The sequence below is a fragment of the Azospirillum rugosum genome (genome assembly GCF_017876155.1).
Lineage (GTDB): Bacteria > Pseudomonadota > Alphaproteobacteria > Azospirillales > Azospirillaceae > Azospirillum > Azospirillum rugosum.
This window is the reverse complement of record NZ_JAGINP010000005.1, coordinates 16,267-37,160: the sequence shown is the minus strand read 5'-3', so window position 1 is coordinate 37,160 and position 20,894 is coordinate 16,267. Positions and strand designations below refer to the sequence as shown.

The 20,894-nt window shown below is 69.8% G+C and carries 21 protein-coding genes, 1 other RNA gene and 1 pseudogene; 21 read left to right on the top strand and 2 right to left on the bottom strand.

All coding sequences use genetic code 11. From position 1 onward, the window contains the following. Positions 1 to 83: 83 nt before the first annotated feature. The gene (tkt, locus tag J2851_RS08300) at positions 84 to 2,099 is read right to left on the bottom strand and encodes a transketolase (protein ID WP_209765642.1); all 2,016 of its coding nucleotides are present in this window, start codon (positions 2,097 to 2,099) and stop codon (positions 84 to 86) included. 297 nt (positions 2,100 to 2,396) lie between these two features. On the opposite strand from tkt, the gene J2851_RS08295 reads away from it, so the two are divergent. From J2851_RS08295 to ftsH, 21 genes and pseudogenes are all read left to right on the top strand, one after another. Next, positions 2,397 to 2,621 carry a hypothetical protein gene (locus J2851_RS08295; protein ID WP_209765640.1) on the top strand — a complete coding sequence of 75 codons (225 nt, stop codon included), beginning with the start codon at positions 2,397 to 2,399 and terminating at the stop codon, positions 2,619 to 2,621. Between the two features lie 4 nt (positions 2,622 to 2,625). Beyond that, complete coding sequence (locus J2851_RS08290; RefSeq protein WP_209765638.1) at positions 2,626 to 2,940, top strand: cell division protein ZapA; 315 nt, start codon at positions 2,626 to 2,628, stop codon at positions 2,938 to 2,940. A 13-nt stretch (positions 2,941 to 2,953) separates the two neighbouring features. Next, positions 2,954 to 3,113: non-coding RNA, 6S RNA (ssrS, locus tag J2851_RS08285), on the top strand. Between the two features lie 34 nt (positions 3,114 to 3,147). Then, complete coding sequence (locus J2851_RS08280) at positions 3,148 to 3,723, top strand: 5-formyltetrahydrofolate cyclo-ligase (RefSeq protein ID WP_209765636.1); 576 nt, start codon at positions 3,148 to 3,150, stop codon at positions 3,721 to 3,723. Between the two features lie 48 nt (positions 3,724 to 3,771). Next, entirely contained in the window at positions 3,772 to 4,593 is an 822-nt protein-coding gene (locus J2851_RS08275; RefSeq protein WP_209765634.1) for a TIGR00282 family metallophosphoesterase, read from the top strand. 230 nt (positions 4,594 to 4,823) lie between these two features. Next, positions 4,824 to 5,576, top strand: a complete 753-nt coding sequence (locus J2851_RS08270) for a YebC/PmpR family DNA-binding transcriptional regulator (RefSeq protein ID WP_209765632.1) — start codon at positions 4,824 to 4,826, stop codon at positions 5,574 to 5,576. A 31-nt stretch (positions 5,577 to 5,607) separates the two neighbouring features. Further along, a pseudogene (gene ruvC / locus J2851_RS08265) lies at positions 5,608 to 6,147 on the top strand (crossover junction endodeoxyribonuclease RuvC); the annotation flags it as partial. Positions 6,148 to 6,474: 327 nt separating this feature from the next. Continuing rightward, positions 6,475 to 6,894 (top strand): endonuclease domain-containing protein, encoded by a 420-nt coding sequence (locus tag J2851_RS36520; RefSeq protein WP_209766034.1) that lies wholly within the window; start codon positions 6,475 to 6,477, stop codon positions 6,892 to 6,894. Further along, positions 6,891 to 7,523, top strand: a complete 633-nt coding sequence (gene ruvA, locus J2851_RS08255; protein ID WP_209765630.1) for a Holliday junction branch migration protein RuvA — start codon at positions 6,891 to 6,893, stop codon at positions 7,521 to 7,523. The genes J2851_RS36520 and ruvA overlap by 4 nt, the downstream gene beginning before the upstream one ends. Then, entirely contained in the window at positions 7,520 to 8,626 is a 1,107-nt protein-coding gene (gene ruvB / locus J2851_RS08250; RefSeq protein ID WP_209765628.1) for a Holliday junction branch migration DNA helicase RuvB, read from the top strand. Before ruvA ends, ruvB begins: the two co-directional genes overlap by 4 nt. Beyond that, positions 8,619 to 9,092, top strand: coding sequence for a tol-pal system-associated acyl-CoA thioesterase (ybgC, locus tag J2851_RS08245; protein WP_209765626.1), 474 nt, complete (start codon positions 8,619 to 8,621; stop codon positions 9,090 to 9,092). Before ruvB ends, ybgC begins: the two co-directional genes overlap by 8 nt. 5 nt (positions 9,093 to 9,097) lie before the next feature. Further along, the gene (gene tolQ, locus J2851_RS08240; RefSeq protein WP_209765624.1) at positions 9,098 to 9,820 is read left to right on the top strand and encodes a protein TolQ; all 723 of its coding nucleotides are present in this window, start codon (positions 9,098 to 9,100) and stop codon (positions 9,818 to 9,820) included. Between the two features lies 1 nt (position 9,821). Further along, on the top strand, positions 9,822 to 10,301 hold the full coding sequence (gene tolR, locus J2851_RS08235) for a protein TolR (RefSeq protein ID WP_209765622.1): 480 nt from the start codon (positions 9,822 to 9,824) through the stop codon (positions 10,299 to 10,301). 16 nt (positions 10,302 to 10,317) lie between these two features. Then, entirely contained in the window at positions 10,318 to 11,394 is a 1,077-nt protein-coding gene (locus J2851_RS08230) for a TonB C-terminal domain-containing protein (RefSeq protein ID WP_209765620.1), read from the top strand. Positions 11,395 to 11,396: 2 nt separating this feature from the next. Then, positions 11,397 to 12,749 carry a Tol-Pal system beta propeller repeat protein TolB gene (gene tolB, locus J2851_RS08225; protein ID WP_209765618.1) on the top strand — a complete coding sequence of 451 codons (1,353 nt, stop codon included), beginning with the start codon at positions 11,397 to 11,399 and terminating at the stop codon, positions 12,747 to 12,749. Between the two features lie 148 nt (positions 12,750 to 12,897). Further along, on the top strand, positions 12,898 to 13,374 hold the full coding sequence (gene pal, locus J2851_RS08220; protein ID WP_209765616.1) for a peptidoglycan-associated lipoprotein Pal: 477 nt from the start codon (positions 12,898 to 12,900) through the stop codon (positions 13,372 to 13,374). Positions 13,375 to 13,528: 154 nt separating this feature from the next. Beyond that, positions 13,529 to 13,804 (top strand): type II toxin-antitoxin system CcdA family antitoxin, encoded by a 276-nt coding sequence (locus tag J2851_RS08215; protein ID WP_209765614.1) that lies wholly within the window; start codon positions 13,529 to 13,531, stop codon positions 13,802 to 13,804. Between the two features lie 52 nt (positions 13,805 to 13,856). After that, positions 13,857 to 14,105, top strand: coding sequence for a CcdB family protein (locus J2851_RS08210; RefSeq protein ID WP_307421019.1), 249 nt, complete (start codon positions 13,857 to 13,859; stop codon positions 14,103 to 14,105). 188 nt (positions 14,106 to 14,293) lie between these two features. Next, positions 14,294 to 15,217 carry a tol-pal system protein YbgF gene (gene ybgF / locus J2851_RS08205; RefSeq protein ID WP_209765610.1) on the top strand — a complete coding sequence of 308 codons (924 nt, stop codon included), beginning with the start codon at positions 14,294 to 14,296 and terminating at the stop codon, positions 15,215 to 15,217. A gap of 21 nt (positions 15,218 to 15,238) precedes the next feature. Continuing rightward, on the top strand, positions 15,239 to 16,585 hold the full coding sequence (gene tilS, locus J2851_RS08200; RefSeq protein WP_246500510.1) for a tRNA lysidine(34) synthetase TilS: 1,347 nt from the start codon (positions 15,239 to 15,241) through the stop codon (positions 16,583 to 16,585). A gap of 82 nt (positions 16,586 to 16,667) precedes the next feature. After that, entirely contained in the window at positions 16,668 to 18,605 is a 1,938-nt protein-coding gene (gene ftsH, locus J2851_RS08195) for an ATP-dependent zinc metalloprotease FtsH (protein WP_307421008.1), read from the top strand. Positions 18,606 to 18,717: 112 nt separating this feature from the next. On the opposite strand, the gene J2851_RS08190 is transcribed toward ftsH, so the two are convergent. Then, the gene (locus J2851_RS08190) at positions 18,718 to 20,832 is read right to left on the bottom strand and encodes a response regulator (protein ID WP_209765606.1); all 2,115 of its coding nucleotides are present in this window, start codon (positions 20,830 to 20,832) and stop codon (positions 18,718 to 18,720) included. Positions 20,833 to 20,894: the final 62 nt, after the last annotated feature.

Here is a 20,894-nt window from a genome sequence, read left to right as displayed (position 1 = left end):
CCCCGGGCGTTCGGCCCGGGGCGGCAACTCTCCGCCCCCGGGCCAGCGGCCCCGGGGCGCTGATCCGATAACGGTCGGTCTTTTTACAGGCGCGCCTTCGCGGCGGCGACCACAGCCTCGGCGGTAATGCCGAAGTGCTTGTAAAGCTCCTGATAGGGTGCCGACTCGCCGAAGCCCGTCATGCCGACGAAGGCCGTGCCCGTGGCGCCCGGATAGCCGAGCCAGCGGTCCCAGCCCTGGCGGACGGCCGCCTCGACCGCGACGCGCACGCCGCTGCCCAGCACCGACGCCTTGTAGCCGTCGTCCTGCGCCTCGAACAGCTCGAAGCTCGGCAGCGACACGACGGCGGTGCCGACGCCCTCGGCCTGGAGCGCCTTGCGGGCCTCCATCGCCAGCGACACCTCCGACCCGGTGGCGAGCAGCGTCACCTTGCGCTCACCCTCGGCCTCGGCCATCACATAGCCGCCGCGGGCGGAGCGGTTCTCCTCCGTGTGCGCGGTGCGCAGCGTCGGCACGTTCTGGCGGGTCAGCGCCAGGACCGACGGGCCGTTCACCCGCTCCAGCGCGATCTGCCAGCACTCCGCGGTCTCCACGGCGTCGGCCGGGCGCAGGGTCAGCAGGTTCGGGATGGCGCGCAGGGCGGCCAGATGCTCCACCGGCTGGTGGGTCGGGCCGTCCTCGCCGAGGCCGATCGAGTCGTGGGTCATCACGAAGATCGAGCGCTGCTTCATCAGCGCGGCCAGGCGGATCGACGGGCGGCAGTAGTCGGCGAACTGCATGAAGGTGCCGCCGTAGGGGATGACGCCGCCGTGCAGCGCCATGCCGTTCATGACGGTCGCCATGCCGTGCTCGCGCACGCCGTAGCGGACGTAGCGGCCGTGGAAGTCGCCGCGGCCCTTCACGTCGGCCGTGTTCTTGGCCTTCGTGTTGTTGGACGGGGTCAGGTCGGCGGAGCCGCCGATCATCTCCGGCACGCCCGGAACCAGCACATCGAGCGCGTTGCCCGATGCGACGCGGGTCGCCCAGCTCGGCTTCTCCTCCGACACCTTCTTCTTGAAGGCGGAGACCAGCTCGCTGAGGCCGGCCGGCACGCCGCGGCCGACGGCGGCCTCGAAGGCCTTGCGGGCCGAGTCGTCGAGGCTGGCGAGGCGCTTCTCCCAGGCGGCGAAGGCGGCGTCGGCGCGGGAACCCGCGGCGCGCCAGGCGTCCAGCACGTCGGTCGGGACGACGAAGGGCTCATGCGGCCAGCCAAGGTTCTCGCGGGTCGCGGCGACCTCGTCGGCGCCCAGCGGCGAGCCGTGGCAGCCGTGGGTGTTCGCCTTGTTCGGGGCGCCCTTGCCGATGATGGTGCGGCAGGCGATCAGCGTCGGCTTGTCGGTGCTGGCCCGCGCGGTCTCGATCGCCTTGGCCACCGCCTCCGGATCGTGGCCGTCCACGGAGATCGTGTTCCAGCCGTAGGAGCGGAAACGGGCCGGCGTGTCGTCGGTGAAGCTGAGGTCGGTCGAGCCGTCGATGGAGATGTGGTTGTCGTCCCACAGCACGATCAGGCGGTTCAGCCCCAGGTGGCCGGCCAGCGAGCAGGCCTCGTGGCTGACGCCCTCCATCAGGTCGCCGTCCGACGCGATGACGTAGGTGTAGTGGTCGACCAGGTCGTCGCCGAAGCGGGCGTTGGTGATGCGCTCCGCCAGCGCGAAGCCGACGGCGGTGGACACGCCCTGGCCCAGCGGGCCGGTGGTCATCTCGATGCCCAGCGTCGGGTCGACCTCCGGGTGGCCCGGCGTCAGGCTGCCCAGCTGGCGGAAGCGCTTCAGCTCGTCGATGGTCATCCGCTCATAGCCGGTCAGGTAGGCCAGCGAGTAGATGAGCATGGAGCCGTGGCCGGCCGACAGGATGAAGCGGTCGCGGTCGGCCCAGGTCGGGTGCTTCGGGTCGAACTTCAGGAACCGGGTGAACAGGACGGTGGCGACATCGGCCATGCCCATCGGCATGCCGGGGTGGCCGGACTTCGCGGCCTCGACCGCGTCCATGGCGAGCGCGCGGATGGCGTTGGCCATGGTCTGGATGGGGGCGGGCGGGGTGGCGGCGGAAGCAGCGGACATCGGGCAATGTTCCTGAAGACGGGCGCGCGAGCCAGTGGGATTGACGCAAGCGGGGTGGAAGCAACACCGATCGGGCGGGAAACCAGGGTTTCCCGCAGAACGCGCGCACCATGCAGAAGCCTTCCGCCGAGGTCAACATGGGAATGGAGATGGCCCTTTGCCCGGGGCGCATTTCAGGTTGACGGCGCGGTGCAAGCGGCCCAACTCTAATGCACAAGATTTTATGCATGTGCGAAGCAATCGACCGGCCGCCCGCCAGACTTTTGCCCATCGGACTTTCGCCAAGGTTATCCGCCCATGGATTCTCTGAAAGACGCGCTCGCCCGACTTTCCAAGGCCGTCGACCGGCTGGAGCACGCCGCGGCCGCCCGGGAGGAGCGGGTGGCCCGGCGCGAGCAGGACATGGCCGAGGCCCTGCGCGAGGCCCGCACCGAGCAGGCGCGCGCCCAGGAAACGGCGGACAGCGTGTCAAAACGGCTGGAGGCGGCCATCGGCCGGCTCGAAGCGGTGCTGGAGAACTGATCCCATGGCCCAGGTCGATATCGAGGTGAACGGTCGCGCCTACCGCGTCTTCTGCGAGGACGGGCAGGAGGCGCGCCTGCGCGAGCTGGCCGCCTATGTGGACATGCGGCTGAAGCAGGTGACCGGCGGCGGCAAATCCGGGTCGGAAGCGCAGATGCTGCTGCTGACCGCGGTCGTGCTGGCCGACGAGATGCAGGACGTCATGGCCGGGCGCGGCATCGCGCCTGTGACCTCGATCGACGAGGCGGAAGTGGCCGCCGCCGTCGATTGTGTCGCCCAACGCATCGAAGAGGTTGCCGCGCGGCTCGAGCGCGCCTAAGTTAGTGCACGGAAGGTCGCTGCCTGGCTCGTCAGGTCGCAATAATCCCCAGGGCCGATAATCTTAGACTCTCGGGAGCTGTCCCTGTCCGGACCCTGGTCCGGGTACACGGCGCCCACCTGCTCTGCAGGTCATGGAGGATAAGCAATGCCAACGGCCGAGGCGGCACCTTCCACCCTCCCATTTCCCACCGCATTCCCGGCCACGATGACCGACACGCGCGCGATCAAGGACGCCGCCCGAGCCAAGGCGCGCGCCGTGCGCGACGCCATCGCGGACGATCCTCTGCGTCAATCGGCCGCGGCCGTCATCCGGGACCGTGTGCTGGCCGACGTCGACCTCCCCGACGGTCCGGTCGCCGGCTACTGGCCGTTGGGATCGGAACTCGACGTCCGGCCCTTGCTCCTCCATCTTCATGGTCTCGGCCGGCCCATTGCGCTGCCCGTGTCGGGGCCGCGCGGGCAGGCGCTGACCTTCCGCGCCTGGGACCCGGCGCTGCCGCTGGCGGCCGGGCGCTACGGGATCCACGAGCCCGGCGCCGACCGGCCGGAGCTGGTGCCGGCGGTGCTGCTGGTGCCGATGCTGGCCTTCGACCGCACCGGGCACCGGCTCGGCTACGGGGCCGGCTATTACGACCGGACGCTGGACGCCCTGCGGGCGGTCCGCCCGGTCCTGGCCGTCGGGGTGGCCTTCGCCGCGCAGGAGGTGGAGGCGGTGCCCTGCGCCGACCACGACGAGCGGCTGGATTGGATCGTTACGGAGCGCTTCGCGCTCAAGCTTTAAGATTTGGGGCGCGACACGCTCCGCATTTCGCACTGAAGGTTTGGGACGATGCGGCTTTTGTTTCTGGGTGACGTGGTGGGTCGGTCGGGGCGCGACGCGGTGATCGCGCACATGCCGGCCTTGCGGGAGCGTCTGGACCCCGACCTGACGGTGGTCAACGGCGAGAACGCGGCCGGCGGCTTCGGCATCACGGTCAAGATCGCCCAGGACTTCTTCGAGGCCGGTGTGGACGTGGTGACGCTCGGCAACCACAGCTGGGACCAGAAGGAGCTGGTCGCGGCCATCGACCAGCAGCCGCGCATCGTCCGCCCGCTGAACTACCCGGAGGGCACGCCGGGCCGCGGCTTCGTGCTGTTGCAGGCGCGCGGCGGGCGCAAGGTGCTGGTGATGAACGTCATGCTGCGCCTGTTCATGGACGCGCTCGACGATCCCTTCGCCGCGGTCGACCGGGTGCTGCGCGCCCACCGGCTGGGGGCGGGCGGGGTCGACACCATCCTCGTGGACATGCACGGCGAGGCGACCAGCGAGAAGATGATCATGGGCCACTTCTGCGACGGCCGCGCCTCGCTGGTGGTCGGCACCCACAGCCACGTGCCCACGGCCGACCACATGATCCTGCGCGGCGGCACGGCCTACCAGAGCGACGCCGGCATGTGCGGCGACTACGACAGCGCCATCGGAATGAAGAAGGAAGTCGCCATGGCGAAGCTGATCCGCAAGCTTCCCACCGAGCGGCTGAGCCCCGCGGAAGGGGAGGCGACCGTCTGCGGCTGCTACGTCGAAACCGACGACCGCACGGGCCTTGCCACCCGCATGGAACCGTTGCGGCTGGGCGGGCGCCTGAGCCAATCCATGCCGACGCGGAGTTGAGCGCGGGCGCCGTATCGGCTTGTGTCCGCGGCGCAACGGTGGGGCGAGTGCCTTGGGAACGCCGGGGAGGTGCCCCAATCTCGCCATATTGACTTTCTAAATGGGTAGGTGTCGTCTCCGCCGCTCAAGGCGTGCGGTGGCGCACAAGAACTGGTACATGTGTCCCACCGCTTTCCAAGCTGTTTCACTAGACCTTGTATCTTTGATTCCATCTGGGGCTCGTTCGACGCATGGCCGGTCATAGCCAATTCAAGAACATCATGCACCGCAAGGGCGCGCAGGACGCCAAGCGGTCGAAGATCTTCAACAAGCTCGCCCGAGAGATCACCGTGGCGGCCAAGGGCGGCCTGCCCGACCCGGCGGCCAACCCGCGCCTGCGCGCGGCCATCCTCGCGGCCCGCGCGCAGAACATGCCGCGCGACCGCATCGACCGCGCGATCAAGCAGGGCACGCCGGGCGGCGGCGACGACGCGAACTACGAAGAGGTGCGGTACGAGGGCTACGGCCCCGGCGGCGTCGCGCTGATCGTGGAGGCGCTGACCGACAACCGCAACCGCACCGCCTCGGAAGTGCGCTCCGCCTTCACGAAGTACGGCGGCTCGCTGGGTGAGACGAACTCGGTCAGCTTCATGTTCAGCCGCGTCGGCGCGATCTACTACCCGGCCTCGGCCGCGGCGGCCGACGCCGTGTTCGAGGAGGCGCTGGAGGCCGGCGCGGAGGACGTCGCGTCCGACGAGAACGGCCACGAGGTCACCACCACGGTGGAGAACTTCGCCGTCGTGCGCGACGCGCTGGAGGCCAAGTTCGGCGGTGCGGAGAGCGCGCGCCTGACCTGGAAGCCGCTGAACACCGTCGCCCCGTCGGAGGACGCCGCCGCCAGCCTGCTGAAGCTGCTGGACGTGCTGGAGGACAACGACGACGTCCAGACCGTCGAAGGCAACTTCGACATCTCCGACGAGCTGATGCAGAAGCTGACGGCCTGATCGCCGGCTCGAAGAAGCGGAGGACTGTGGAGTGCTCGGCCAGGCCGGACGGACCGGGGCGGTTCAGCAGCCGCCCGTACGCCTCTTGGGGCTGGACCCCGGCCTGCGGCACACCGGCTGGGGCGTCATCGACGTGGCCGGCAACCGCCTGACGCATGTCGCGGACGGTGCCGTCCATTCCGACGACGGCTGCCCGCTGGCCGAGCGCCTGTGCCAACTCCACGACGCCCTGACCCAGGTGCTGGAGCGCTACCGCCCCGACGAGGCGGCGGTGGAGGAGACCTTCGTGAACACCAACGCGGTCTCCACGCTGAAGCTCGGCCAGGCGCGGGCGGTGGCGCTGCTGGTGCCGGCACAGGCCGGGCTGTCGGTGGCCGAATACGCCAACAACATGGTGAAGAAGGCCGTGGTCGGTCAGGGCCGCGCCGACAAGACGCAGGTCCAGGCCATGGTGCGCCTGCTCCTCCCCGGCTGCGCCATCACCACCCCCGACGCCGCGGACGCCCTGGCCGTGGCAATTTGCCACGCGCATCATCGCGCCAGCTGGCAGATGTGGCGGAAGGGCTCCGGGGTTCAGTCCCTCTCCCCTCTGGGGAGAGGGTGGCCCGAAGGGCCGGGTGAGGGGGCCCGGCACGGCGCGGCGTTCGGCATTCGCGGGGGGGGGGGGGGGGGGCCCCCCCCCCCCCCCCCCCCCGGGGGGGGGGGGGGGGGGGGGGGGGGGGGGGGGCGGCCCCGCGCCGCGCGCGGCGGCCGCCCCCGCGCCCGCCGCCCCCCCCCCCCCCCCCCCCCCCCGCCGCCCGGCCCCCCCCCCCCCCCCCCCCCCCCCCCCCGGCACGGCGCGGCGTTCGGCATTCGCGGGACCCCCTCACCCCAACCCTCTCCCCAGAGGGGAGAGGGAGTGTTTCCGGTCGGCGCTAAGGACAAACCGACACCGCTCCAAACCAACAGGGCTGTGCAGCTTCGACGCGACTCCACTGAGGTGGAGAAGATCATCTGGCAAAAGCTGCGCAACGCGCAGATGGGTGCGAAATTCCGCCGTCAGGAGCCCATTGTCGGGTTCATCGTGGATTTCGTCGCCCACGACCACCGACTGGTGATCGAACTGGACGGCGGGCAACACGCCGACCAGGCGCAATATGACGAGCGCCGCACACGGATGCTCGAACAGGCCGGATTTCGTGTGCTGCGTTTCTGGAACAACGACGTGAACGATAATCTCGAAGGCGTCCTGGAGACGATTCGCACGGCGCTCTCCACAACCTCCGTCCGGCGCCGCGACCCTCTCCAGCAACAGAGGGATAAGGAGAATTCCCCATGATCGCCAAGCTCACCGGCGTTGTGGATTCGGTCGGGACCGACTGGGTGGTCGTGGACGTCAATGGGGTCGGCTATCAGGCGGCCTGCTCCAACCGGACGCTGTCGCGCATGGCGGCGGGGGAGCGGGTGGCGCTGGTGGTGGAGACCTTCATCCGCGAGGATCGCATCACCCTCTACGGCTTCGCCGACGCGGCGGAGCGCGACTGGTTCCGCATGCTGACGACCATCCAGGGCGTCGGCTCGCGCCTCGCCCTGTCGATCCTCGGCGTGCTGGACCCGGACCAGCTGACGCGCGCCATCGCGTCCCAGGACAAGACGGCGCTGACCCGCGCCGACGGCGTGGGGCCGAAGGTCGCCGCGCGCATCATCAACGAGCTGAAGGACAAGGTCGGCAACCTCGCCCTCGGCGCCTCGGCCGCGACCGCTCCGGCGGGCGGCAAGGCGGCGCCGGCGGGCGCCGGAGCCTCCCCCGACAACATCATCATGGCGGACGCCGTCTCGGCCCTCGTCAACCTCGGCTACGGCCGGTCGGAAGCCTTCGGCGCCGTCGTGGCGGCCGGGCGGAAGCTGGGCGACGCGGCCAACGTGTCGGAGCTGATCCGCCATGGCCTTAAGGAACTGAGCCAATGACGGCCGATACCGAAGGACAGGGCCCCGACCGGCTGGTGCAGCCGGGGCCGGGCGCCGGCGATTCCACCGAATCCTCGATCCGTCCGCTGTCGCTTGCCGAGTTCATCGGGCAGCGGCAGGCGCGCGAGAACCTGTCGATCTTCATCCAGGCCGCGCGATCGCGCGGGGAGGCGCTGGACCATGTCCTGCTGTTCGGCCCGCCGGGCCTCGGCAAGACGACGCTGGCGCAGATCGTCTCGCGCGAGCTGGGCGTCGGCTTCCGCGCCACCTCCGGCCCGGTCATCGCGCGGGCGGGCGACCTCGCGGCTCTGTTGACCAACCTGCAGCCGCACGACGTCCTATTCATCGACGAGATTCACCGCCTCAATCCCGCCGTGGAAGAGGTGCTTTATCCGGCGATGGAGGATTTCCAGCTCGACCTCATCATCGGGGAGGGGCCGTCGGCGCGGTCGATCCGCATCGACCTGCCGCCCTTCACGCTGGTGGGCGCCACCACGCGTTCCGGCCTGATCACGCGCCCCTTGCGCGAGCGCTTCGGCATTCCCGTGCGCCTGCAATTCTACGAACCGGACGAGTTGGAGCTGATCGTGCGCCGCGCCGCCGGCGTGCTGGGCATGGCCATCACGCCGGAAGGCGCGCGGGAGATCGCCAACCGGTCCCGCGGGACGCCGCGCGTGTCCGGCCGGCTGCTGCGCCGCGTGCGCGACTTCGCCGCGGTGGCCGGCGTGCCGGAGGTGGACGCCCGCATCGCCGACGCCGCCCTGACCCGGCTGGAGGTCGACCGGCTGGGCCTGGACAGCATGGACCGGCGCTACCTCGGCATCATCGCCGGCAACTACAACGGCGGCCCGGTCGGCGTGGAGACGCTGGGCGCCGCGCTCGGCGAGCAGCGCGACGTGCTGGAGGAGGTGGTGGAGCCCTACCTGATCCAGCAAGGCTTCCTGCAGCGCACCCCGCGCGGACGCATGCTGACCGACCAGGGCTTCCGCTACCTGGGGCTCAACCCGCCGTCCGCGCCGACGCGGCAGTTCGACCTGCTCGACCGGCTTTCCGATTCTGGGGCCGGTTCCGGGGCCGATCCGGAGGATGACGACGATGTCTGATTCCCTGGATAAGGAGTCCGCAAATCTGTCGGGCTGGTTTGACGAGAACGCGCAGCACCGCCTTCCCCTGCGGGTCTACTACGAGGACACGGACGCTGGCGGACTGGTGTATCACGCCAACTACCTCCGCTTCTTCGAACGGGCGCGGACCGAGATGCTGCGCCTGACGGGATTCACCAACGCCGGACTGACCGCCAGCGACGGTGTGTCATTTGCGGTACGACGGGTGGAGATCGATTTTGTCGCTCCCGCCAAGCTCGAGGATACGCTTGAAGTGGTGACGCGAATCACCGATACCGGCGGGGCTTCCTTCGCAGTTGCACAAATCGCCCGCCGCGACGGCCGCGACCTCGCGCGGGCGCAGGTGCAATTGGCGACGATCAACCGGGCCGGACGACCCGCGCGCCTACCGGCGCCGGTCCGCGAGGCGCTCATTAATTTGTGCACAAGGCAGAAGCGAGACTGACAGCGATGGATCTTAACTCCGCCCAGGTGGTCGGGGCCGCGGCGAAGGCCCACGACATCACGATGTGGGGCCTGTTCTGGCAGGCCGACCTGATCGTCAAGTCCGTGATGCTCATGCTGTTGGTCGCCTCGGTGTGGTGCTGGGCCATCATCATCGAGAAGCTGATGCGCATCCGCCGGCTGAACGCCCAGGCGGACGCCTTCGAGGAGAGCTTCTGGTCCGGCGGCTCGCTGGACGCGCTGTACGACCGCATCGGCCAGTCGCCGTCCGACCCGATGTCGGCGACCTTCGCCGCCGGCATGCGCGAATGGCGGCACGCCGCCGACCGCGGCATCGGCAGCATGAAGGGCTCGCTCCAGCAGCGGGTGGAGCGCGTGATGTCGGTGACCATCGGCCGCGAGATGATGCGCGCCGAACGCTACATGACCTTCCTCGCCTCGGTGGGCTCGACGGCCCCCTTCATCGGCCTGTTCGGCACGGTGTGGGGCATCATGAACTCCTTCACCTCGATCGCCTCCTCGGGCAACACCAGCCTCGCCGTCGTGGCGCCGGGCATCGCGGAGGCGCTGTTCGCCACCGCCATGGGCCTGCTGGCCGCCATCCCCGCCGTCATCTCCTACAACAAGTTCACCACCGACCTCGGCCGCTATGCCGACCGGCTGGAGACCTTCTCGGGCGAGTTCTCGGCGATCCTGTCGCGGCACCTCGAGGAGCGGGGGGCCGCCTGAGATGGGAGCCCAGCTCGCAGGCAAGGGCGGTCACGGGCGCGGCAAGCGCCGCGGCTACCGCGCGATGGCCGAAATCAACATGACGCCCTTCATCGACGTCATGCTGGTGCTGCTGATCGTCTTCATGGTGGCAGCACCGCTGCTGACCGTCGGCGTGCCCGTCGACCTGCCGAAGACCAACGCGGCGCCGCTGGAGGCGCAGAAGGATCCGCTGTTCGTCACCGTGCAGTCGGACGGCCGCGTCTACGTCCAGGAAACGGCGGTGGAGATGGGCAACATGGTCGCCCTGCTGATCGCCGTCACCAACAACAACCCCGAAGCCCGCATCCTGGTGCGCGGCGACGCCAAGATCGCCTACGGCAAGATGCTGGAGGTGATGGGCACCATGAGCGCCGCCGGCTTCAAGAAGGTCGGCCTGGTCGCAGAGATGCCCAACGGCCCGACCGCGGCCGGTCCGCGCGTCGGCGGGGCGAAGCGCTGAGTCCAAGGCGAAACCCATGCGCAAATTCCTGATCGCCTCGGCAACGCTGCACGTCGCGCTGATCGCGCTGATCGTGCTCGGCATGCCGCCCAGCGATCGCAAGCTGGAGATCCCGGAGTCCATCCCGATCGAGATCGTGGACATGGGCGAGGTGACTCAGGCCGCGCGCGTCGACAAGGGCGAGCCCAAGCCGCAGGCGCCGAAGCCGCCGGTGCCGGAGGCGAAGCCGACTCCGCCGGCCCCGCCGCCGCCGGAAGCCGCGTCGGAACCGCCGCCCCCGCCGCCCAAGCCCGAACCGAAGGTCCCGGAGCCGCCGAAGGTCGCTCAGGTGCCGCCGCCCCCGCGCGAGCCGACGCCGCCGCCCAAGCCGACTCCGCCCCCGCCGCCGCCCGATCCGGAACCGACTCCGACCCCGAAGCCGCCCGAGCCGCCGAAGCCGGAACCCAAGCCGGAGCCGCCCAAGCCGCAGCCTCCGAAACCGGAACCGCCCAAGCCCGAGCCGCCCAAGCCGGAACCGCCGAAGCCTGAGCCGGCCAAGCCCGAAACGCCCAAGGCCGAGCCGAAGAAGCCGCAGAAGGCGCCGGAGAAGGAAACCGCGAAGGCCGACCCGCTGCAGGACCTGCTGAAGAACGTTCAGAAGAACGCTCCGAAGGCGGCGCCGTCCGACAGCAAGGCCGACGCCAAGCCGACCCAGCACGCCGCCGCTCCGTCGGCGCCGGCCGGGGCCGCCAAGGCGGTGAACGGACCCGACAAGCCGTTCAAGCCGTCGGGCCGCGCCATCGACGGCATCCGCGGTGCGGTGAGCAAGAACTGGAACTTCGATCCGGGCCGCAAGGACGCCGGAAACATGCAGGTGGAGATCATCGTCGAGCTGGGCCGCGACGGCAGCGTGCTGAACGCCACGATCAACGAGAAGTACCGGTCCCGCTACATGTCGGACGCCGCCTTCCGTGCATCGGCCGACGCGGCGCTGCGCGCGGTGAAGCGGGCCAGCCCGCTGCCGATCAACGAGTTCTCCGGCGACTTCACGCCCGCCAAGTACGAAGAGTGGCGTTACTTCGTGTTCAATTTCGACCCGAGGGATATGTTCTGACCATGACGATGAAGACGAGGCTACTGCTGAAGGTTGCCGGCTGCACCGGCGCCCTGCTGCTCGCCCTCGGCGTCGCGGGGCCTGCCCCGGCGCTCGCCGAGGTGCGGATCGACATCACCAAGGGCGTGGTCGAGCCGTTGCCGATCGCCATCACCAGCTTCGCCGGCTCCGGCGGACGCGAGGCGCAGATGGGTTCGGACATCTCCAAGGTGGTCTCGGCCGACCTGGAGCGGTCGGGCCTGTTCCGGCCGCTCGACCCCAAGGGCTTCCTGCAGACGCCCGACCAGCTCCGCTCCGGCGAGCCGCGCTACCAGGATTGGCGCGCCGTCGGCGCCCAGGCGCTGGTCGCCGGCAACACCACCGCCATGGGCGACGGCCGCATGAAGGTGGACTTCCGCCTGTGGGACGTGGCCGGCGGCCAGTACATGCAGGGCCTCAGCTACACCGCCACGGCGGACAGCTGGCGCCGCATCGCCCACATCGTCGCCGACGCCATCTACAAGCGTCTGACCGGCGAGGAGGGCTATTTCGACACGCGCATCGTCTATGTGGCCGAATCCGGCCCGGCGAACGCGCGCAAGAAGCAGCTGGCGATCATGGACCAGGACGGTGAGAACCATCAGTTCCTGACCGACGGCCAGACGCTGGTGCTGACCCCGCGCTTCTCGCCGACGGCGCAGGAAATCACGTACATGTCGTACTTCAACAAGAAGCCGCGCGTGTACCTGTTCAACATCGACACCGGCCGCCAGGAGGTCCTCGGCGACTTCCCCGGCATGACCTTCGCCCCGCGCTTCTCGCCGGACGGCAACAAGGTCATCATGAGCATGGCGCAGAACGGCAACACCGACATCTACGCCCTGGACCTGCGCACCCGCCGCCAGACCCAGCTGACCGATTCGCCGGGCATCGACACCGGCCCCAGCTTCTCGCCGGACGGCCAGCGCGTCGTCTTCGAGTCGGACCGCGGCGGCAGCCAGCAGCTCTACGTCATGAACGCGGACGGCTCGGGCACGAAGCGCCTGACCTTCGGCGAGGGCCGCTACGGCACGCCGGTGTGGTCGCCGCGCGGTGACCTGATCGCGTTCACGCGCCAGCGCGGGGGCAGCTTTGCCCTGGGCGTGGTCCGCCCCGACGGCACGGGCGAGCGCATCCTGACCGAGTCGTTCCACGTGGAAGGCCCGACCTGGGCGCCGAACGGCCGCGTGATCAGCTTCTTCCGCGACGTGCCCTCGGGCGACGGCCGCGGGCGCAGCGCGAAGCTCTACACCATCGACGTGACCGGCGCGAACGAGCGGCGTGTGATCACTCCGCTGGATGGCTCCGACCCCGCATGGTCGCCCTTGATTCCCTAGTGGGTTAGCCCTATTTTGCGCGCGCAAGATCGACGCTTAAGACGAAGGTCGGCAGTTTGACGTTTGTCGGGGTCTGGCAAACGTCGGCGTCGCTCGCTCACCACCAGTCCGGCCAAAACATCGAGTGTCGCTTAGGGGGTCATTAGACATGCGTATCAAGTATCTGAGCCTCATCGCCGCCGTCGCGCTGGTCGCCGCTTGCGAATCCGCTCCGAAGGACGCGAACACCGGCGCCAACACCGGCGCCAACCAGACCAGCTCGATCCGTCCGGGCTCGCAGGAAGACCTGGTCGTCAACGTCGGCGACCGCGTCTTCTTCGGCTTCGACCGTTACGACCTCGCTCCGGAGGCTCGCGCCACCCTGGACCGCCAGGCTTCGTGGCTGAAGCAGTACCCGAACGTCACCGTGACCATCGAGGGTCATGCTGACGAGCGCGGCACCCGCGAGTACAACCTCGCCCTGGGTGAGCGTCGCGCCAACTCCGTGAAGAACTACCTGGTCGCCGGCGGCATCAACCCGTCGCGCGTCAAGGTCATCTCCTACGGCAAGGAGAAGCCGGCCGTCCTCGGTTCGAACGAGGCCGCCTGGGCCCAGAACCGCCGTGGCGTGACCGTCGTCGACTAACGACGGCGCCCGTCCGGGTTCCTGAGAACGCCGCTCCGGAGCGATCCGGGGCGGCGTTTTCGTTTTCCGGAACATATATGCAGACAAGTCGATTTGACCCGTGCCCTGCACCCATGTAGTTTACACGGGCTCCATGGATGGATGGGAGAGCGTGATGCGTGCCGTCTATGATGCCACCGCTCGAAAGCAGACTGTCAGCGTAACATTGAACAGCGATCTTTACGCCAAGGCTAAAGAGGCTGGAGTCAACGTATCCCGAGCGGTTGAAACAGCTCTGGCCGCTGAATTGGAACGACGGATCAAAGAGAAAATTCGCGCGGAGATTGCGCAGGATATCAAGGCGCTGGACGATTTTTCGGCGATTCACGGCTCCTTTGCCGACATGACTCGGGAGTATCTCAGCACTCTGGACGGCGATGAGACAGTTTAGCGTTTTCGCGAACCCGATCCCGCAGGCTCGCCGGGCTTTTCCCTTGGTCGCCGTGCTTCAGGCGGACATCGCCGACACGGGTGCCGAACGCATGATCGCACCCCTGGCGCGGGCGCAGGAGGTTCCGGGAATTGCCGGCCGCTTGGCACCTGTTCTCCGGGTTGGTGATACGGATTACGTGCTGGCCGTCCCGAGGATGACCACCATTCCCACCCGTTTGTTGGGGGAGCCCGTCGCCAGCATCGCGGCCCACCGCGACACGATCACGGCGGCGCTCGATTACCTGTTCCAAGGGATCTGAAACGCGCCCATTGTAAATTGCGCAGCACACGCGGGTGATGCCCAAAATCACCACCGTGCATGGCGTGCCGAGTTCTGGTACACAGCCGCCTTAGTTTCGCCCGCTTGCCCCGGCACGATTTTTCCCGCCACCAGCCCCACGCCAATCGCCCAACGACGGCCCGCGCCGCCCGGACAGGACCTTTCCGCATGACCAAGACCTCCTCCTTCGCCGCGCTGCTGCTTGGCGGCCTGCTGTGCAGCGGCTCCGTGTACGCCCAGACCGCTTCGATGCAGGACCGCCTCGAACGGCTGGAGTCGGGCGTGGCGGCGCTCGGGCAGCAGGGCGGCCGGGTCGAGGTGGCGCAGGCCTACCCGCGGACCAACAGCTGGAACCAGACGGCCCAGTCCGCGGAGATGTCGCCGTCGCTGGCCGCCGACTTCGAGGTCCGTCTCCAGAAGCTGGAGCGCGCCATGTCGGAGCTGACCGGCCGCTATGAGGAGGCGACCTACCAGGTCTCGCAGCTCAAGGACCGGCTGGAACGTATCAACAGCGACATCGACTTCCGTCTGAAGGATCTGGAGACGAAGGGCTCCGGCGGGGCCAGCGACCCGTTCGGCGGGCCGAAGCCCAGCGCCGCCGCCCCCGCCGGCAAGGGGCCGGAGAAGGTCGTGGACAAGGCGCCGGAGAAGCCGGCCGACAAGCCGACGCAGACCGCCTCGGTCGCCCCGCTGCCGGCCAACGCCAGCCCGGACAAGCAGTACGAGCACGCCTTCGAGCTGCTGCGCCAGTCCGACTACGACAAGGCGGAGAAGGCCTTCAGCGACTTCCTGGCGAAGAACAAGGGCCACCAGCTGGCCGGCAACGCCCAGTATTGGCTGGGCGAGACCTACTACGTCCGCAACAAGTTCCAGGACGCCGCCGTGGCCTTCGCCGAGGGCGTGCAGAAATACCCGAAGAACTCCAAGGCGGCGGACAACCTGCTGAAGCTCGGCATGTCGCTGGAGCAGCTGAACCAAAAGAAGGACGCCTGCACGGCCTTCAACCAGCTGATCAACAAGTTCCCCGAGGCCTCGGCCAGCGTGAAGCGCCGCGCCGACACGGAACGCCGCCGCATCAACTGCCCCAGCTGATCCAGTTCAAGACCTGACCCTTTGCCCGCCGCGAGAGACCCTTCCCCCGTAACCCTGGACGAGTTCGCCGCCCGCATGGCGCGGCTCGGCGGGTTCGAGTCGGCCCCGCGGCTGGCGGTCGGCGTGTCGGGCGGGGCGGACAGCCTGGCGCTCGCGCTTCTCGCCCACGACTGGGCGCGTGGGCAGGGCGGGTCCGTCCTTGGCCTGACCGTGGACCACGGGCTCCGCCCGGAGTCGGCGGATGAGGCCGCACGGGTCGGTCACTGGCTCGCGTCCCGTGGCATCGCCCACGCCGTGCTCCGCTGGGAGGGCGACAAGCCCAAGACCGGCATCCAGGCCGCCGCGCGCGCCGCGCGCCACCAGCTGCTCGCCGAACGCTGCCGCGCCGAGGGCATCCTGCATCTGGCGCTCGCCCACCATCGCGACGACCAGGCGGAAACGGTGCTGCTGCGCCTCGCCCGTGGGTCCGGGGTCGACGGGCTGGCCGGCATGGCGCCGGTCCGCGCCGCGGGTCCCGTCCGGGTGATCCGGCCTCTGCTCGATCTGCCGCACGACCGACTGGTCGCCACCTGCCGCGCCCAGGGGCAGGACTGGATCGAGGACCCGTCCAACCGCAACCCGGCCTTCGCCCGCGCCCGCCTGCGCGCCGCCACGGATGCGCTGTCGGCCGAGGGGCTGGACGCGGAGCGGCTGGCCGACACCGCCCGCCGCGCCGCCCGCGCCCGCGCGGCGCTGGAGGCGGGCGCCGCGTCCCTGCTGGCCGGCGCTGCGGCGATCTATCCGGAGGGCTGGATCCGGCTCGATCCCCGGCCGCTGCTGGAGGCGCCGGAGGAGCTTGGCCTGCGCGCGCTCGTCCGCTGCCTGCTGGTGGTCGGCGGCGCCCCTTATCCGCCCAAGGCTGAGGCGGTCGAGCGTCTGTTCGCCGAGGTGATGCGCGGGCTGGAGGTCGGGCGGACGCTCGGCGGCTGCCGCATCCTTCCCCGGCGCGAGCAGTTGGTGATCGCGCGCGAGCCCGCCGCGGCGACGGAGCGGTCGGCGATCCGGCCGGGTGAAACCCTCTGGTGGGACCGGCGCTTCACCGTCCGGCTGAGGCCGGAAGGGGAGGGGGCTTTCACCGTCGCGCGCCTCGGCGACGAGGGGTGGGCGCTCGCCCTGGCGCTGGACCCCGAGTCGGACGCATTCGGGCTTCCCCAACCGGCGCGCGCGTCCTTGCCCGCGCTGTGGGACGCACACGGCCTTGCCGCCGTGCCCGGTCTTGGAATTTTCCGTAAGGAATCAAGCGTTTCGGCGGAGGTGTTCTTCACCCCGCCCGTGCCGTTGGCGGGGCCAGCTTTTCCGGTTGTTTCGGCGGGGGGCGGCATTATTTAATCTGGGAACGTGCCCGTAAGACCGGGGAATGCGTCCGCCACGGCGCAGGCTCCGGCGCTGGGTTCGCAGAAAGGCTTTCGACGTGAACAATTTCGGCAAGAATCTCGCGCTCTGGATCATCATCGGGCTGCTTCTTGTGGCCCTGTTCAACCTGTTCCAGAGCTCCTCCACGCGCAGCCCGCAGACGACGGTTCCGTTCAGCGAGCTTCTCGCCGAAGTGGACCGCGGCCAGGTGGCCGACGTCACCATCAAAGGAAACCAGGTCTCCGGCCACTTCACCGACGGCCGGTCCTTCAGCACCTACGTCCCGCCCGAAGCCGGGCTGGTCGAGCGGCTGACGCAGAAGAACGTGCGCATCAGCGCCGTGCCCGACGACAGCAACGTGCCGTCGCTGTTCTCGGTCCTGCTGTCCTGGTTCCCGATGCTGCTGCTGATCGGCGTCTGGATCTTCTTCATGCGTCAGATGCAGTCGGGCGGCGGCAAGGCGATGGGCTTCGGCAAGTCGCGGGCGCGCCTGCTGACGGAGAAGGTCGGCCGGGTCACCTTCGACGACGTCGCCGGCATCGACGAGGCCAAGCAGGAACTGGCGGAGATCGTCGAGTTCCTGAAGGACCCGCAGAAGTTCCAGCGTCTGGGCGGCAAGATCCCGAAGGGCGTGCTGCTCGTCGGCCCCCCGGGCACGGGTAAGACCCTGACCGCGCGCGCCGTGGCGGGCGAGGCCAACGTGCCCTTCTTCACCATCTCCGGCTCCGACTTCGTGGAAATGTTCGTCGGCGTGGGCGCGTCGCGCGTCCGCGACATGTTCGAGCAGGGCAAGAAGAACGCTCCCTGTATCATCTTCATCGACGAGATCGACGCGGTCGGCCGCCATCGCGGCGCCGGCCTGGGCGGCGGCAACGACGAGCGCGAGCAGACCCTGAACCAGCTGCTGGTCGAGATGGACGGCTTCGAGGCGAACGAGGGCGTCATCCTCATCGCCGCGACCAACCGTCCGGACGTGCTCGACCCCGCGCTGCTGCGTCCGGGCCGCTTCGACCGTCAGGTTGTCGTGCCGAACCCCGACGTTCTGGGCCGCGAGAAGATCCTGAAGGTCCACATGCGCAAGGTGCCGCTGGCGCCGGACGTGGACGCCAAGGTCATCGCGCGCGGCACCCCGGGCTTCTCGGGCGCCGACCTCGCCAACCTGGTGAACGAGGCAGCACTCCTGGCCGCGCGCATCGGCAAGCGCGTCGTCGGCATGGCCGAGTTCGAGGCCGCCAAGGACAAGGTCATGATGGGCGCGGAGCGCCGCTCCATGGTCATGACCGAGGAAGAGAAGAAGCTGACCGCCTACCACGAGGCCGGCCACGCCATCGTCGCCATCCACCAGCCGGACAGCGACCCGGTGCACAAGGCCACCATCATCCCCCGCGGCCGCGCGCTGGGCATGGTGATGCGCCTGCCGGAAGGCGACCGCATCTCGCTGTCCCAGGCCAAGCTGCACGCCGACCTGCGCGTCGCCATGGGTGGCCGCATCGCGGAAGAGCTGATCTTCGGCAAGGAGCGTGTGACGACGGGTGCCTCGGGCGACATCAAGATGGCGACGGACATGTCCCGCCGCATGGTCACCGAGTGGGGCATGAGCGAAAAGCTCGGCCCGCTGCTGTACGGCGAGCCGACGCAGGAGGTCTTCCTCGGCCACTCCGTCACCCAGCACAAGAACATGTCCGACGCCACCGCCCGCACGGTGGACGAGGAAATCCGCCGCATCGTCGACGAGGCCTACGCCGAGGCGCGGCGCATCCTGACGGAAAACATCGACCAGCTGCACACGCTGGCCAAGGGCCTGCTGGAGTACGAGACGCTGAGCGGCGAGGACATCTCCCGCCTGCTGCGCGGCGAGCCGCTGATCCGCGGCGACGAGCGCGAGAGCAGCTTCGCCCCGCCGAAGCAGCCGACCTCGACCGGCCGCCGCGCGTCGGTGCCGACCACCGGCACCAAGGAAAGCGGCGGCATGGATCCGGAGCCCCAGGGCACCTGATCCACCGGCACCGGAGCCAATCCAGCGAACTTACGGCCAGGGAACTTACGGACAGCCGGCGCCCTTCGGGGCGCCGGTTTTCTTTTGGCCGACTTTTCTTTTGCCCGGCAGGTCATTCCACAGGCTCGTGCCGCGCCCGTTCCAGCGCGTCCGACAGCTCCAGCGGGCCGTAGGGCTTGGGCAGCAACACCACGCCCACGTCATCCATCCGCAGGGCCTCGTCCTCACAGCCGGTGGCGAGCACGACCAGCAGACCGGTGCGGCGGCGCGCCTCTTGGGCGAGCGACAGTCCATCCCGTCCGGGCAGGCGCAAGTCCGTCAGCAGCACATCCACGGCGTCCAGCCGGTCCAGCATGGTCAGCGCCTCCTCGGCGCTCCCCGCTTCGCCGACGACCTCCGCGCCGATCTCGTCCAGCATCTGCACGGTGGACATGCGGACCAGAAGATCGTCTTCCACCACCAGCACGCGGAGCGCCGTGCGCCCCGCCGCAGGAGCGGGCGCAAGCGCGGCCCGTATGGCGCGGGCCAGCGCGTCGCTCCGGTACGGCTTGGGCAGGAGCGGGTAGGGAAGCGACTCCGGCGGATCCGCGTCCGGCGGGCGGGCCGGATAGCCCGAGGTCAGGAGCACGCGCAGTCCCGGCACGAGGCCGCGCGCGGCGTGGGCGAGGCCGACGCCGCCGAGCCCCTTCGGCATCACCACGTCGGTGAACAGCAGGTCCACCCGCGCCGCCGCCGCCAACATCGCGAGCGCCGCCAACCCGTCGCCGGCGACCAGCACCTGGTAGCCCAGCCCCTCCAGCGTCTCCACGGCCATGGCGCGGACGTCGGCGTCGTCCTCGACCACCAGGATCGTTTCGCCGCGTCCCCGCAGGCCGGCGGCGGCGTCCGCCGGATTGGTCCCGGCGGGGGCGCCGACGTCACCGGTGCAGGGGCCGGTGCAGGGAAGCCACAGCTCCACGGCCGTGCCTCGCCCGACGGCACTGTCCACCCGCACCTGCCCGCCGGACTGGCGGACGAATCCGTAGACCTGGCTCAGCCCCAGGCCCGATCCCTTGCCGACGTCCTTGGTGGTGAAGAAGGGATCGAACACGCTGGGCAGAACGTCCGGCGGGATCCCGGTTCCGGTGTCGCGCACGCTCACCACCGCGTAGCGGCCCGGTGGCAAGTCGGCCGGTGCGCTCTGGGGCGCGCCCGGATCGCGCAAGGATTGGCCCCATGTCGTGCCCCAGGTGGCGATGGTGATGCTGCCGCCGGCCGGCGTGGCGTCCCGGGCGTTGACGACAAGGTTCAGCAGGGCGGCTTCGAACTGCGTCGCGTCGATGCGGCAGTGGTCATGGCCGGCGCCCAATGAGAAGCGCACCTCGACGGCCTCGCCGACCGCCCGCCGGATGAGTGACTCCTCCTCGCGGACCAGCCGGTCGATGTCGACCACCTCCGGCCGCAGGGGCTGCCGGCGCGCGAAGGCCAGCAGCTGCCGGGTCAGGCGTTCGCCGCGCTCCGCGGCGGCCAGGGCGGCGGCGCTGAGATTGCGGACGCGGTCCGGCGCGCCCTCGGTGCGGGCGATCATGTCCAGGTTGCCGACGATGACGGTCAGCAGGTTGTTGAAATCGTGGGCGACGCCGCCGGTCAGCTGCCCCACGGCTTCCAGGCGCTGCATCCGCGCCAGGGCGCCCTCCGCCCGCTCCCGCTCGCCGATTTCCGCCAGCAGGCGGCGGTTGGAGTCCTCCAGCGCCCGGGTGCCTTCGCCGACCAGGCGTTCCAGCTCGACCGTCGTCCGCCTCCGCTCCGCCGCATCGGCCTCGGCGCGGGCGCGCAGGGCTTCCTCGTCGTCGCGCAGGCGCGCGAAGGCGACGCGCAGCCGGTGCGCGACGAGCACCATCAACAGGCAGGACAGGCTGAACAGGGCGAGGTTCGCGGCGTCCGGTGCGCCGGGCGCCGGGCCGTCCACCGGGGGCGTCGACATCACCGTTGCGGGCAGCAGATAGGTCCAGGCGAGCAGCGCGCTGGCCGCCCAGGCGGTCAGGCCGGCGGCCCCACCCCCGACCAAAGCCGCGACCAGCACCGCGGGAAACAGCGTCACGAAGGGGACGATGCCGGTGACGAAGGGCTCCAGCGCCAGGCGCGCCCCGGCGGCAAGGGCGACGAGGCCGAGCGCAATCCCGTGTGCGGCCGCCGGTGCGAGGCGAAGCGTGATCAGCCGGTCGAGCCATCGCGCCTGCACGTCCATGGCCAGCGCTCCATCCAGCAGCGAGTCCCAGGCGGCGTATCCGGGGCGGCGAGCATGCTAGC

Coding starts and splice junctions, on each gene's coding strand:
- tkt (WP_209765642.1), bottom strand. CDS start 2,099: ATGTCCGCTGCTTCCGCCGCCACCCCGCCCGCCCCCATCCAGACCATG.
- J2851_RS08295 (WP_209765640.1), top strand. CDS start 2,397: ATGGATTCTCTGAAAGACGCGCTCGCCCGACTTTCCAAGGCCGTCGAC.
- J2851_RS08290 (WP_209765638.1), top strand. CDS start 2,626: ATGGCCCAGGTCGATATCGAGGTGAACGGTCGCGCCTACCGCGTCTTC.
- J2851_RS08280 (WP_209765636.1), top strand. CDS start 3,148: ATGACCGACACGCGCGCGATCAAGGACGCCGCCCGAGCCAAGGCGCGC.
- J2851_RS08275 (WP_209765634.1), top strand. CDS start 3,772: ATGCGGCTTTTGTTTCTGGGTGACGTGGTGGGTCGGTCGGGGCGCGAC.
- J2851_RS08270 (WP_209765632.1), top strand. CDS start 4,824: ATGGCCGGTCATAGCCAATTCAAGAACATCATGCACCGCAAGGGCGCG.
- ruvA (WP_209765630.1), top strand. CDS start 6,891: ATGATCGCCAAGCTCACCGGCGTTGTGGATTCGGTCGGGACCGACTGG.
- ruvB (WP_209765628.1), top strand. CDS start 7,520: ATGACGGCCGATACCGAAGGACAGGGCCCCGACCGGCTGGTGCAGCCG.
- ybgC (WP_209765626.1), top strand. CDS start 8,619: ATGTCTGATTCCCTGGATAAGGAGTCCGCAAATCTGTCGGGCTGGTTT.
- tolQ (WP_209765624.1), top strand. CDS start 9,098: ATGGATCTTAACTCCGCCCAGGTGGTCGGGGCCGCGGCGAAGGCCCAC.
- tolR (WP_209765622.1), top strand. CDS start 9,822: ATGGGAGCCCAGCTCGCAGGCAAGGGCGGTCACGGGCGCGGCAAGCGC.
- J2851_RS08230 (WP_209765620.1), top strand. CDS start 10,318: ATGCGCAAATTCCTGATCGCCTCGGCAACGCTGCACGTCGCGCTGATC.
- tolB (WP_209765618.1), top strand. CDS start 11,397: ATGACGATGAAGACGAGGCTACTGCTGAAGGTTGCCGGCTGCACCGGC.
- pal (WP_209765616.1), top strand. CDS start 12,898: ATGCGTATCAAGTATCTGAGCCTCATCGCCGCCGTCGCGCTGGTCGCC.
- J2851_RS08215 (WP_209765614.1), top strand. CDS start 13,529: ATGCGTGCCGTCTATGATGCCACCGCTCGAAAGCAGACTGTCAGCGTA.
- ybgF (WP_209765610.1), top strand. CDS start 14,294: ATGACCAAGACCTCCTCCTTCGCCGCGCTGCTGCTTGGCGGCCTGCTG.
- J2851_RS08190 (WP_209765606.1), bottom strand. CDS start 20,832: ATGGACGTGCAGGCGCGATGGCTCGACCGGCTGATCACGCTTCGCCTC.